Annotated in this window: 16 protein-coding genes and 1 tRNA gene; 5 read left to right on the top strand and 12 right to left on the bottom strand. The window is 60.7% G+C overall.

Going from position 1 to position 12,522, the window contains the following annotated elements:
• Positions 1–138: 138 nt before the first annotated feature.
• Positions 139–279, top strand: a complete 141-nt coding sequence (locus tag RSO67_RS29710) for a hypothetical protein (protein WP_315841783.1) — start codon at positions 139–141, stop codon at positions 277–279.
• Positions 280–484: 205 nt separating this feature from the next.
• Here RSO67_RS29710 and RSO67_RS29705 read toward each other — a convergent pair whose 3' ends face one another.
• The gene (locus RSO67_RS29705) at positions 485–1,408 is read right to left on the bottom strand and encodes a LysR substrate-binding domain-containing protein (protein WP_315841782.1); all 924 of its coding nucleotides are present in this window, start codon (positions 1,406–1,408) and stop codon (positions 485–487) included.
• A 158-nt stretch (positions 1,409–1,566) separates the two neighbouring features.
• Here RSO67_RS29705 and RSO67_RS29700 point away from each other — a divergent pair, with 158 nt between their 5' ends.
• From RSO67_RS29700 to RSO67_RS29690, 3 genes are all read left to right on the top strand, one after another.
• Positions 1,567–2,805 (top strand): MFS transporter, encoded by a 1,239-nt coding sequence (locus tag RSO67_RS29700; protein ID WP_315841781.1) that lies wholly within the window; start codon positions 1,567–1,569, stop codon positions 2,803–2,805.
• A 34-nt stretch (positions 2,806–2,839) separates the two neighbouring features.
• Entirely contained in the window at positions 2,840–3,601 is a 762-nt protein-coding gene (locus RSO67_RS29695) for an SDR family oxidoreductase (RefSeq protein ID WP_315841780.1), read from the top strand.
• A gap of 322 nt (positions 3,602–3,923) precedes the next feature.
• Complete coding sequence (locus RSO67_RS29690; protein ID WP_315841779.1) at positions 3,924–4,232, top strand: hypothetical protein; 309 nt, start codon at positions 3,924–3,926, stop codon at positions 4,230–4,232.
• A gap of 69 nt (positions 4,233–4,301) precedes the next feature.
• On the opposite strand, the gene RSO67_RS29685 is transcribed toward RSO67_RS29690, so the two are convergent.
• From RSO67_RS29685 to RSO67_RS29660, 6 genes are all read right to left on the bottom strand, one after another.
• Positions 4,302–4,511 carry a hypothetical protein gene (locus RSO67_RS29685; protein WP_315841778.1) on the bottom strand — a complete coding sequence of 70 codons (210 nt, stop codon included), beginning with the start codon at positions 4,509–4,511 and terminating at the stop codon, positions 4,302–4,304.
• Positions 4,512–4,670: 159 nt separating this feature from the next.
• Entirely contained in the window at positions 4,671–5,021 is a 351-nt protein-coding gene (locus RSO67_RS29680) for a hypothetical protein (RefSeq protein WP_315841777.1), read from the bottom strand.
• 54 nt (positions 5,022–5,075) lie between these two features.
• A complete protein-coding gene (locus RSO67_RS29675; protein WP_315841776.1) occupies positions 5,076–5,837 on the bottom strand; it encodes a S1 family peptidase in 762 nt (253 codons plus the stop codon).
• A gap of 43 nt (positions 5,838–5,880) precedes the next feature.
• The gene (locus tag RSO67_RS29670) at positions 5,881–6,261 is read right to left on the bottom strand and encodes a hypothetical protein (RefSeq protein ID WP_315841775.1); all 381 of its coding nucleotides are present in this window, start codon (positions 6,259–6,261) and stop codon (positions 5,881–5,883) included.
• 46 nt (positions 6,262–6,307) lie between these two features.
• Positions 6,308–7,798 (bottom strand): recombinase family protein, encoded by a 1,491-nt coding sequence (locus tag RSO67_RS29665; RefSeq protein ID WP_315841774.1) that lies wholly within the window; start codon positions 7,796–7,798, stop codon positions 6,308–6,310.
• A 319-nt stretch (positions 7,799–8,117) separates the two neighbouring features.
• Positions 8,118–8,417 carry a hypothetical protein gene (locus RSO67_RS29660; RefSeq protein WP_315841773.1) on the bottom strand — a complete coding sequence of 100 codons (300 nt, stop codon included), beginning with the start codon at positions 8,415–8,417 and terminating at the stop codon, positions 8,118–8,120.
• A 128-nt stretch (positions 8,418–8,545) separates the two neighbouring features.
• Here RSO67_RS29660 and RSO67_RS29655 point away from each other — a divergent pair, with 128 nt between their 5' ends.
• The gene (locus RSO67_RS29655; protein ID WP_315841772.1) at positions 8,546–8,788 is read left to right on the top strand and encodes a transcriptional regulator; all 243 of its coding nucleotides are present in this window, start codon (positions 8,546–8,548) and stop codon (positions 8,786–8,788) included.
• 93 nt (positions 8,789–8,881) lie between these two features.
• On the opposite strand, the gene RSO67_RS29650 is transcribed toward RSO67_RS29655, so the two are convergent.
• From RSO67_RS29650 to plsX, 5 genes are all read right to left on the bottom strand, one after another.
• Positions 8,882–8,959: transfer RNA gene (locus RSO67_RS29650), tRNA-Pro, on the bottom strand.
• Positions 8,960–9,039: 80 nt separating this feature from the next.
• Positions 9,040–9,852: a MerR family transcriptional regulator gene (locus tag RSO67_RS29645; protein WP_315841771.1), complete on the bottom strand. Its 813-nt coding sequence runs from the start codon at positions 9,850–9,852 to the stop codon at positions 9,040–9,042.
• Positions 9,853–9,884: 32 nt separating this feature from the next.
• Positions 9,885–10,220: an integration host factor subunit alpha gene (locus RSO67_RS29640; RefSeq protein WP_120290178.1), complete on the bottom strand. Its 336-nt coding sequence runs from the start codon at positions 10,218–10,220 to the stop codon at positions 9,885–9,887.
• A 145-nt stretch (positions 10,221–10,365) separates the two neighbouring features.
• Complete coding sequence (locus RSO67_RS29635; protein WP_068730934.1) at positions 10,366–11,343, bottom strand: beta-ketoacyl-ACP synthase III; 978 nt, start codon at positions 11,341–11,343, stop codon at positions 10,366–10,368.
• Positions 11,340–12,401 (bottom strand): phosphate acyltransferase PlsX, encoded by a 1,062-nt coding sequence (plsX, locus tag RSO67_RS29630; RefSeq protein WP_315841769.1) that lies wholly within the window; start codon positions 12,399–12,401, stop codon positions 11,340–11,342. The genes RSO67_RS29635 and plsX overlap by 4 nt, the downstream gene beginning before the upstream one ends.
• Between the last annotated feature and the right edge of the window lie 121 nt (positions 12,402–12,522).

The raw sequence follows: 12,522 nt of genomic DNA, 5'->3' as shown, positions 1-12,522 counted from the left end.
TGTCTCTCGTGTTGGAACGCGGCCACACACGCAACAGACGAATGTGAAGTCGCATCAGCCGTTCGTAGGACGCTTGATATCACTGCTCCGTCGATGATGAGCCACGACAAGCGCGTCTCTCATCCGGATGGACCACCGATGGCATTACTCGAACGTCTGCTCTACGCCGCCGCGATCGCGTGCTTCGTGATCGTTCACTACGTCGCCCTGCAACGAATCGATGCCGCCGCATCACATGCGACCCACACGCCATCCGTCACCCTGCAGGGGACGGATTGATCGTGCTCATCCCTACCCGTCCCTGGCGTCGGATAGCTCATGACGAAGTCGTTGCCGGGAATATCAGGGAAGCCGCGGAAATTATCGACATTGCCGATACACCAAGAAGCTGTTCGGCGCCGGAGAGCGACCGACGAGTGCCCTGATCGGCGTCGCCGCTCGCGCCTTGCCCCAGCGGTTCATGGAAGCGACGGTGTTATCGACGCTAGCTCCGGACGAGATCGCGGCCTTGTTGCTCGAGCCAGTCGCAGAACACGGCGATATGTGGATCGGTCCGTCGCGCTTCCGGCAGATAGGCGAAGTAGCTTCGCGCCGAAAGACTGATGTCCGGAAACGGCGTCATCAATCGCCCGGCCGCGAGATCATCGGCGACCAATGCGGTCGGACCCATCGCCACGCCGAGTCCGTCGATCGCTGCCTGTATGGTCAGATAGAAATGATCGAAGGTCAGGGATGCCTCTGGGCGAAGGGCGGGCTCTCCGGCCTCAGCCAGCCAGTCGCGCCATAGCCGCGCCATCGAGGAGACGTGAAGCAGCGTGTGGCGCGACAGATCGCGGATATCGGTTAGCGGCGCCCGATCCAGGATGGTCGGACTGCACACTGGCAGCCGCCGCTCCCCGAACAGGAAACGCGAGGTGTATCCGGGAAAAGTGTCCGGGCCACCTCTGATCACGACATCGAACGGCTCTGCCAGGGCGTCGATCGTCTCGTTCGACGTGCTCAAACGTACCTCGATGTCGGGATGCTCCGCACGAAAAGCGCCCATCCGTCGCAACAGCCATCGCAGACTGAAAGTTGCGAGCGCGTTCACATGCAGCACGATGGATGGCGCGTCATGCCGTCTGGTTCGATGCTGCTGCACGGCAGCCGAAATACTATCGAGCGCCGGTCCGAATTCGGTGAGCAGCGCTGCGCCGGCAGGCGTCAGCACGACCCGTCGGACCGAACGCCGAAACAGCGCCGGAGCACCCAGCCAGTCTTCCAATAGCCGGATCTGCTGACTGACGGCGCCGTGGGTCACGCTGAGCTCAACGGCCGCCTCCTTCAGACTGCCGAGGCGGGCGGCGGCTTCGAAGGCGCGAACCGCATTCAGCGGCGGCAGACTGCGGCGCGGGACAAAGGTGGACATACTTGAGAATTTCTAACCCATGACCTGAGTATTACTGATTTGTGACAGCCCGAAGTCTAGTTCAGAGTGACTTTAGCATCGCTTTGCGCGCCAGACATCAGCTCTAGCGCATCAATCTTCAGATTTTCTGCGACTGTAGCGCGTGCGCCGGAAGACCCATGACCCACAATGAGACCACGGCATCCACCACTACGGCTCCTGCGAACCGGACACGCGCCGCGCGAACGCTTGCGCTGACCGGGCTCAACCACGCTTTGCACGACGGCTTCACGGACGCGATCTATGTATTGCTGCCCATCTGGCAGACCGAATTCGCGCTGAGCTATAGCGTCCTTGCGATCTTTCGCGGTCTTTATTCCGGCACCATGGCATGTCTGCAGATTCCGGCGGGGCATCTGGCGGAGCGGATCGATGCCAAACTCATTCTCTGCTGCGGCACGGCGCTGTCGGCGTTGGGCTACGCTCTCGCGGGCATCTCCGGCGGCATCGTCGGACTGAGCTTTGCGCTCGCATTGGCAGGCGCAGGCTCGAGCACCCAACACCCTCTGGCGTCCGCCGCCGTTTCACGGGCTTATGGGCGCGCTGCGCGCAGGCCGCTCGGCATCTACAATTTTACAGGCGATCTCGGCAAGGCGGCCATCCCGGCGCTGATGTCTCTGCTGCTTGTCACCATCGCCTGGCGCCATGCCGTATTTGCGCTCGCTGCCGCCGGCATCGTCGTGTCTGTCGCCATGGCGGTGTGGATGCCGGCCGTGGGCATGGGGCAAGCAGCAGATGCGAAGGAACGATCCAGCAAGACCGGTCGAGGTCGCGGCGGATTCTATTGGCTCCTGGCGATCGGAATGCTCGATAGCGCCGTCAGAATGGGCTTCCTCACCTTTCTGCCATTTCTCCTGATTGAAAAAGGAGCCTCGCTTCCCACCAGCGGTTTCGCTCTGGCACTTCTCTTCATCGGCGGAGCCGCCGGCAAGTTCGCTTGCGGCTGGCTTGGCGACAGGATCGGCACCCGGCGCACCGTTCTCTTCACCGAAGCTGCCACTGCGCTTCTGATCCTCAGCGTTTTGGTGCTGCCACTGATCCCGGTTATCGTCGTTCTGCCGGCGCTGGGGGTGATGCTCAACGGCACGTCATCGGTGCTGTATGGAACGGTTCCCGAACTGACCCCGCCCCATCGCACCGCGCGTGCCTTCGCCCTGTTTTATACCGGCACCATCGGCGCGGGCGCCGGTGCCCCGGTTCTCTATGGCTTTCTGGGCGACGCGTTCGGACCCGCAATGGCAACGGCCGCGACCGCAATGACGGCGCTGGCGATCTGCCCGTTCATGATCCCACTCTCAAAGCATCTGAGCGATGACGTCGAAATCGGTCTGGCATCGCACTCATCCGGACAGCCCTAGATCATTATTTCACCAACACATGAAGGTTCGTTAGATGGATACAGTCTCGCAGACGCCGCTCATTCTGATAACGGGTGGAAGTCGGGGCGTAGGCGCCGCGACTGCGCGGCTTGCTGCCACGCAAGGTTACGATGTGGCGATCAGCTTCGTCTCCAACGAAACTGCCGCCCTTGCGGTGGCGGCTGATGTCGAAGCTGCAGGGCGCCGGGCTTTACCGGTCCGCGCAGATAGCGCGGATCCAGAGCAGGTCGCTCAATTATTCGCCGCGATCGACCGCGCGTTCGGCCGGATCGACGTGCTGGTGAACAACGCCGCGATGCTTGCGCGGCAGTCCCGGCTGGAGGATCTCGGATTCGAGCGGATGCAGCGCATCTTCGCGGTCAACGCGATCGGTCCTATCCTTTGCGCACAGCAAGCCGCGAAGCGGATGTCGTATCGCCACAACGGGCGCGGCGGTTCCGTGATCAACATCTCGTCGGCTTCGGCCCGACTCGGCAGCCCCGGCGAATATGTCGACTACGCTGCGTCGAAGGGCGCCGTCGAAACATTCACGACCGGCTTCGCCAAGGAAGTCGCGCGGGATGGGATACGCGTCAACTGCATTCGCCCGGGGCACATCTACACTGACATGCATGCCAGCGGCGGAGAGCCGGGACGAGTGGATCGTGTCAAGGACTCGATCCCCATGGGCAGAGGCGGTCAGCCTGAAGAGGTTGCGCGGGCGATCCTGTGGCTGGCAAGCGCCGAGGCGTCCTTCGTCACCGGCACGTTCCTCGATGTCACTGGCGGCAAGTGAGTAACAATGTACGGCGCCAGGCCCTGCCCGAAACGCCCTCCTGATCGAAACCGAAACTTTCTCCAGAATAATTGCGGGCGACATTCGCGGTGAGCTCGCGCATATCGGCCACTCGCTGACCCACTTATCCTCCACCCGTCCCCGGCATCGGATAGCTCATGACGAATTCTTCCCGGGAATCTGCGAGAAGCCGCGACGCGACCCACACGCTATCGCTCACCCCGCGGGGACCGATTGATCATCTGCGTTTGCAGCAACAGCTATGGAACCAATCTCCCGCTGCCGTCGTTACCTCCATTCACACAAGCTTGGGAGAACGACAATGAGACTGACCGAACGCGTCGCGTGTGCGGCGGTGATTGCCGCGCTGGGATCTTTTGCGGGATCGGCGGCCCAAGCTGATCAGACCTTCACAGGGATCGTCACCATCCTCGATCGCACCACCAGCGAAGTGGTGATCAAGCAGGCGCCGGCTGGCGAGACCGTCGGGGCGAATACGCCGGGCGCGGTGGAGAAATTCAGGCTGCGCACGGTTCCGGAATCGCTGCATGCCGGCGAGCGCGTCACGGTGACCTATACCGAGAGCAACGGCGTCAAGACGATCAGTAATGTGACCGAGAAGAAGGATTGAGTGGAGCTGGCGCATGCCTCGACGGGTGTGCGCCAGCAGCCTGCAAAGGCGCCACCATGCGAAAGCACCTCAATCCTTCAGCACGAATTTCTTGCGGAGTTCCGTCGCCACTTCGTCGGCGAGCTGCTGTGCATAGGTAGCGTGTTTGGGCGCAGTGATCACCATCGGCCGCCAGCCGAGCAGCGCATCCCTGCGCACTGACACATAGACGCCGCCGACAACGAGGCGCTGGGCGATCATTTCCTCAAGTTCGGCTTCGGTCTTTTCTTCTTTTCCCATAACCGGCTTCCCGTGATGCTCTGAAGCACCTCTCTAGCTAGGGAGGCGTTTCGGAAATGCAGTTCACAAGAATGAGAGACGCCAATATCACGATGTCGCAGGCAACACTGTCGCAGTCCGAGACGTCCGCGGCCGGCGCGTGCCTGTTCCGCGCTGCGCTCAGCAATAGCCGTAGTAGCCGCAGCCATAGGGCGCGCGGCTAAAGATCGTCTCGATCCGGCTGCCATAATAGTTGTGGTAATAATAGGACGCCGGCTTGCCGTAATAGCCATGCACGATCGAGGGGATATACACCTCCGGCGCATACTGCACGATTGGCTCTTCCATTGGGCGCTCGTCCTTGACCACGACGGTACGGCGGCTCTTCACCACCGGCTCGTCGAACAAGCGGCCGATGCGACCTTGGCCGGCCATGTCAGCCGCCTGCGCGCCCGTTATCAGGACAGTAGTCGAAACGACAAGAATGAGCAGGCGCAGCATGTCGGAGACTCCCATGATCTCGCGGATCATAGCGGAGAACCTTTCACGGAACTTAACGACGGCTGCCTTGCGCGGCGCTGGCGATCAGAGCGGCGTGCCCCAGGCGCGTGCCGTCTGCAGGATCCAGTCGCGATACAGCGTCAGCGGCGTCACGCCGGTAAGGCCGCCGCAGCCGGCGACATTCTTCGCACCGGTGGACCACGACACCACGCCGATCACCACGATGCGGCCACCTTGCTGCTGCAGCACGGGCCCGCCGCTGTCACCGGTGCAGGCGCCGAGGCCGTCGCGTGTGTTGTCGGTGGCGGGGTCGACCAGGCGGATCTGCAATTTTCCGGGATGGCTGGTGGAGGTGAGCTGTGCCGCGCGCACGGTGCCGCCGCTTTTGCCGTCGCCGCGCGCGGCGACGCCGATACCGGCCACAAGATAATTCTGCCCAGCGGCGAAGGGCTCTGTGGGTACGCCGAGCGGCAGCGTGGTTTTGCTGGGCAGCGGCTCGGCAAGCTGCAGGAGCGCCAGATCGGCGCTAGCGCGATGCGCCTTGATGCCTTCCGCATTGAACCCAGGATGATCGGCGACGCGCTTCACCGCCAGCAGTTGCGGCTGTCGCTGGGAGTCATAGAGCACGATCTTGTAACTGGCGCCGGGCGTCACGCAATGCGCCGCCGACAGCACCAAGGTCGGCGCGATCAGCGCGCCGGAACAGAAATTTCCGCGCGAGCCGACGATTGTGATCACCGCGCGGCCGATCTCGTCATCGCGCACGGGTGCGCCGCCGACCAGGCAATGTGCGACAGAAGAGCCGAAGATCGAAAGAGCAAATGAAATCAGAATTGCAGGACGCATCCGCGATGTAGAAACCCGACCGCCCGTGCTGTCAAGAAACCTGTCATTTAAAGAAACTCGTGCTGAGGGACGTTCGCCGCTCATCCAGGAAGGGCCCGTTCATTACAAGCGCAATGAACGTGTCCTTGAATTCGTCGACGAAACCCGGCCATTTCTCTTGAAGATATTCGAGCACTTCCTGGTTCGACAACATCGGAAAGATGAATTTCCAAGCGATTACAAAGTCGAGCACCGACCCAGCATGACTCAAATCAACCTCTGCCTGTCTTTCAACATCCGCACGAAGCACGAGGCGTCGGGGTGCCCATTCGACGCCATGCGATGACGCCAACTCTATAAATCCTTCATGCGAGAGAATTTGTGCCACTTTTGCGAGAGTCTGCGACAAACGAACGCGCCTCGCTTTGGCCTCTTCGTCGGCCAACCTCGCCTTTACCGCTCTGTGAGCACAAGCACGATCCCTTGCGATTTCACGCGTGCGAGGCATTGCCGAGACCCATTCGTTCTCTCGTGCAAAGTTCAAGAAGTGGATCCAGCGTCGCTGAACGAAACGTATCCATCCGCTGCAGCCGCTTCTTCGAGATCGTCAGCCACGACGCATTTGTCATGAATAGAAGCGGAATGAATAGATAATCCTCAACGATGGCGGATAGATCATCGTGTACCCTCGCGGCTACGAGAATGTCTGGCTTCGCCCACCCTGGCCGCTTGACCTGCCATTGATTTTTCCCGCATCCGGGCGACGCACACCCCGCAACAACGGCCACCACCAGTTCCTCATTTATGAGCATTTGAGAGCTGCCCGAATGCCAGTATACTTTGCAGCCGGCGGCTTTCAGTTTCGCCGATATCTGGCTCATAATAACAATGCGAGCTTGAGAACTACGGCCGCGGCGAAATGGCGGCGCATAGCCAATCAATTGATATGCAGCAGCGAGACCGCCGAAGTGCTCTTTGAAAGTGTTGACACTAGGCGTCGCCGGTAAGGAATCGATCAGAGCTGCGCTAATCCGCCCTCGGCTGCACCAAATGGCAGTCAGCGTATCAAGCAACTCGCTGTCGCGGTACGCACGCGCATTGTCGACGAGTTGCTCTTGCGCTTGGCGAAACCGTTCCTTTGATACAATGCCTCGGAATGCTTCAACCTTTTCGACCCATACGGATCTGTGATTCTTCCTGCTCGGCGCACCCAATTTCCGGGACGTCTTGTTGAACTGCGCACTTCCAATGTATTTTTCGTTGGACAGTATTTCTCGTACAGAGACGTCATTCCACGGACGGTTGGCAACGTTTGCGATCCCGTCCTCGTTCAGATGTCTCGCGATGCGGCTGAGCGAAAATTTCTTGTCTATGAAGAGCGAATAGATTCGGTCGATGACCTCGACCTCTTCTGTAGGCCCCGCGACCAAGATCGTCTGGTCCGTCGAGAGTCTTTTTCTTTGTCCAAGCTTCAGCACCGTCCTCCGGCCCGAGCCCTCTTCAATGAGACATCTTCGTAGGCCGTAGCCTGGGGTGGAGCCGCGATGAAAGCCATTTCTCACAGCCTTAGCCTGCCCCGCAAAGACTTTTGCAGATAGCTCTCGGCTGTATTCGCCGGCCATCGCTCGCTTCAGATTCTTCAGAATTGAAGTTGTTATGCTCCCATCATTCGTGAATTGTTCGGCGCAGTATTCGATGGCGACACCGTTAGAGCGACATATAAACTCGTAGTAGGCACTCTCGTCCGTATCTTGGAAGCGCCCCCACCGACTTACGTCGTAGATCAATATGGTTCGGAAATCGGCCGTGCCAGATCTTACATCTGCGATGAGGTTCTGCAGCGCTGAACGTCCATCGATAGTCAGTCCGCTTCGACCTGCATCCTCGTAGCTACGGACAATCGCCAATCCTCTCCGCGCCGCGTAGAGGGCAATAGCTTCTGCTTGTATTGCAATAGAGTGACGCTGCATGTCGGTTGACATGCGAACGTACTGGGCAGCTCTGTTCTCGGCCAGGTACATCCCAGTAGTGGACGTGGAAAGCTCTGAAAGAATGACCCCGCGGTTTCGTACAATTCAGCACCAATAATCCGAAAGTCATTTTCAACAAGTAATCGGCGGCGCGGCACTGCGGAAACTGCGACCGCGACCTTTTCAGAAAATAGAAATTTAGTCGGAGCGCCCTGCGACGTCTCGACGCCCCGAGCGCGGCCCCCGCCCAGGGTGGGGTCGGTGTCCAATGTCGATGGGGAGCCGCGGTGGTCGAAAGCTTGTCGCCCTCGGCCACCGCAGCCGCGTCGCCCTAACCGGCCTTGCGAACCAAGTGTGCGATGCCCGCCGAAATGTTATGCGCCAACATCTTCATCATCTCTGGATCAACTTCGTCGCCGTCGAGCGCACTGTCCAAGCGGGACTTGAGCAGATCGAAAAGCGCCTGCACTCCTGCTGCAGTCGTCGCCGGAGCAATCTCGAGCGCAGCGATTGCCGACTCGTAGGCTGCGTCGTCTTCGCCGGCTAGCTGCACGCGGCGCAAAGCTGCGACGGCAATATCCTGATCGTTTGAGGTGCGAGCGTTCTGAGTGATACCGTTCTGCCTAGCCATCGGGAGAGGTCCTTCTCTTTGAGGGTTAGAGCTGGGTCGAAGTTCGCGCTTCGACTCGGCTCGCGTCGCTATTGACACCTAGAGTATTAGATTGTAATACTTGAGGTGTCAATTGGAGATTTGAGAATATGATGCTCACTAGCGAAATGATCCGAGCGGCGCGTGCCCTGCTCCGATGGGAGCAAACGGATCTTGCTGAGGCAGCAGATCTTTCGCTCCCAACGATCAAGCGCCTTGAGAAGGAAAGTGGACCGATTCCGGGTACGCGCGCCACCGCCGCCGCACTCGAAGCAGCGTTCTCGAAAGCTCGAATTGAGTTTTCCTACGATCGCGGAGAAGGTGTCACGAGGCTAAAAGCGCCCGCGAAATAAGCCCCGTGCTTCCCCGGTGCTTCCCTGAAGGGGGTTTCCAGTTTATCGACCTCATAGAGATCGGATAAAAGCTAATGAAATCAGTAATTTATATGGTCGGAGCGAGAGGATTCGAACCTCCGACCCCTAGTCTCCCAGACTAGTGCGCTAACCGGGCTGCGCTACGCTCCGATGGGGCATCGTGTAGCTTCGATCCGTCCGAGGCGCAAGAAGGCTGAGCGGATTGAAACGGATTGGTTGTGGGGCGGCAGCTAGCCGTCCTTCATCGCCGTATCGAGCGCCCGGCGCGCCGCCAGCAACTCCTCGAGCACGGCTTCGAGCCGTTCGCGCTCCAGCCGGCGCTGCGGGTTCGGCCTTGGGCTCGGGACCGCAGCAGGTCTTGCGCTCTGCGTCGGAGCCGACATTGCCGGTTCGGGCCGTGCCGCAACAGGATTTGCCAATACGGGGTTTGCCCGCGACGGCGGCCGCGGCAGCTGTGGCTCCACGCGTGGCGACGCCGACGTCATCGGGGGGGCGCGGCGGGCGGCGACGGGAGCAGCAGCTTCCTCCTCGTCTTCTTCCTCCTCAGCCTCTTCGTCCTCACCCTCGTCGCCGCCGTCCTCGTCGCCCTCTTCTTCCTCGTCCTCGGCGCCTTCGGCGTCAGCTTCCTCTTCGGCTTCTTCCTCGATCTCCTCGTCGCGTTCTACTTCGTCCTCGGCCTCTTCTTCCTCATGATCCTCTTCGATCACGGGACGCTTTGCCTGGACGCGCGGCGCGATGGCGGCAGACGTCGGCGCGAAGCTCGGCGCAGCGTGGCCGTCGACCAGCCCCTGCACCGACTTGATACCGTTCTCTTTCAGGATTCGTTGCACGCCGCGGATGGTATAGCCTTCGCCGTAGAGCAACCGGCGGATGCCGCGCAGCAGATCGACATCGTCCGGGCGATAATATCGCCGACCGCCGGATCGCTTCATCGGTTTGATTTGAGTGAACCGCGTTTCCCAGAACCGCAGAACATGCTGCGGTATATCGAGATCGTCAGCGACCTCGCTTATGGTTCGAAACGCATCCGGCGCTTTGTCCAAGTGCAGGATCCCTGTGGTTCGCCCTGTGGTTTCTACTCGTCGTGATCTTTACCGTTGCCAACTGCGGTACTGTCGCCATTGATCCGCTGTTTCAGGATCGCCGACGGCTTGAATACCATCACCCGCCGCGGCGAGATCGGTACTTCTGTGCCCGTCTTCGGATTGCGGCCGATGCGCTCGCCTTTTTTGCGCACCATGAAGGAGCCGAACGACGACAGCTTCACTGTCTCGCCCTTCTCCAGACAATCCGTAATTTCTTTCAAAACCAGTTCAACAAACGCGGACGACTCAGTGCGCGAGAGACCTACCTTTTGGTAGACCGCTTCGCACAGATCAACGCGTGTGACTGTTTTTCCCGTGCCCGTCATCGCCTGCCCCAACTACTCTCGGCGAACCAAATTCGCGTCAGAAATTAGGAGGTTAACGCGCTCCGGTCAACAGTCACCATCGATGCAAAGGCATGGAAAATCATGACAATTTGAGATGTTGTCGATCTGCATCATCACCGGCGCATCACCAGCGAATGAGTGCAGACCCCCAGGTGAAGCCGCCGCCCATGGCTTCGAGCAGGACGAGGTCGCCCTTCTTGATACGGCCGTCATTGACCGCCACCGACAATGCGAGCGGAATCGAGGCCGCCGACGTGTTGCCGTGAAGATCCACCGTCAGCACCACCTTTTGCGGTGCAATATGCAGTTTATGCGCCGACGCATCGATAATGCGCTTGTTGGCCTGGTGCGGCACGAACCAGTCGATGGTTTCGGCGCTGGCGCCGGTGGCCTTAAAGGCATCGACGATCACGTCGGTGATCATGCCCACCGCATGTTTGAAGACCTCGCGGCCTTCCATGCGCAGGTAACCCACCGTCTGCGTCGAGGACGGGCCGCCATCGACGAACAGCTTTTCCTTGTGCCGCCCGTCCGAGCGCAGATGCGTGGTCAGCACGCCGCGATCGCTGGCTTCGCCGGGCTGGGTCTGTGCTTCCAGCACCACCGCACCGGCGCCGTCACCGAACAGCACGCAGGTTCCGCGATCGGTCCAGTCGAGAATCCGCGAGAAAGTCTCCGCGCCGATCACCAGCGCACGCTTGCCGGCGCCGGTGCGCAGCAGACTGTCGGCGGTGGTCAGCCCAAAGATGAAGCCGGAACACACCGCCTGTAGGTCGAATGCCGCGCCATGCGTGATGCCGAGCGCGTTCTGCACCGCAACGGCGGTCGCCGGGAACGTGTTGTCCGGGGTCGAGGTCGCCAGCACGATCAGGTCGATGGACTGCGCATCGACGCCGGCATTGGCCAGCGCCGCCTGCGCGGCCTTGATCGCCAGATGCGAGGTGAACTCGCCGTCGGCAGCGATATGGCGCTGCTTGATACCGGTGCGCTGGACGATCCACTCGTCCGATGTGTCAACCTTGGATGCCAGTTCGGCATTGGTCAGGATCCGCTCCGGCAGGTAAGAGCCGCAGCCGAGCACGACCGAACGTATCGCAGTCACGAGACAGCCTCCTGCGCAGCCGGGCTCGCAGGGAGCGCTTGGCCGTCGCGGTTGAGCATTTGATTGATCTTGGTGAGAAGGTCGTAGCGGACCATGTCGTAACCGACATCCACCGCATAGGCGAAACCGTCGGCATTGGTACCACCGTGGCTCTTCACCACGATGCCGCGCAGGCCGAGAAACACCGCGCCATTGGACTTGTTCGGATCGACCTTGTCGCGCACCGCCTTGAAGGCATTCTTGGCGAACAGGTAGCCGATGCGCGAGCGCCAGGTGCGGGCCATGGCATTGCGCAGGTATTCGGCGAACTGGCGCGCGGTGCCCTCAGCCGCCTTGAGCGCGATATTGCCGCTGAAACCTTCGGTGACGATCACGTCGGCATCGCCGCGGCCGATGCCGTCGCCCTCCACGAACCCGACGAATTCGAGCTGCGGCAGATTGGCGGTGCGCAGCAGTTCGGCGGCATCGCGGATTTCGTCGCCGCCCTTAATTTCCTCGACGCCGATATTGAGCAGGCCGACCGTCGGCCGCGCCAGATCGAACAGCGCGCTGGCCATGGCGCTGCCCATGACGGCGAGAGTCTTCAGATGGTTGGCGTCGCCGCCGATGGTGGCGCCGAGATCGAGCACGACGGAATCGCCGCGCGTGGTCGGCCAGATCGCGGCGAGGCCCGGACGTTCGATACCGTCGAGCATGCGCAAGCAAAAGCGCGCCATCGCCATCAGCGCGCCGGTATTGCCGGCGGAGATCGCGACATCGGCGTCGCCCTTCTTTACCGCCTCGATCGCCAGCCACATCGACGAGACCTTGCGGCCACGGCGCAGCGCCTGGCTCGGCTTGTCATGCATGCTGACGGCAACGTCGGTATGGATCACCTTCGATACGGCCTTCAGTGCCGGATGATTGGCGAGTTCTTTCTCGATCAGCGCGCTGTCACCGAACAGCAGGAACTCACTGTCGGGATGCCGGGTCAACGAAATCGCGGCGCCGGGAATGACCACCGATGCGCCGATGTCGCCACCCATGGCGTCTAGCGCGATGCGAACCTTTTTCGGCATGGACGTTCCGGAAACCTGTCTCTTGCGGCCTGTGACGCTCGTGGCCGCGGACGAAGTCTGCCGCATTTGGCGGCAGACGGCGAAGTTATGGCATTAACCCGATTTCGGCCGGGGACAATAG

This window comes from Tardiphaga sp. 709, from assembly GCF_032401055.1.
In the GTDB taxonomy this organism is placed as follows: Bacteria; Pseudomonadota; Alphaproteobacteria; order Rhizobiales; family Xanthobacteraceae; genus Tardiphaga.
Note: the sequence above shows the minus strand (reverse complement) of the source record. Positions and strands in the feature narration are given on the sequence as shown.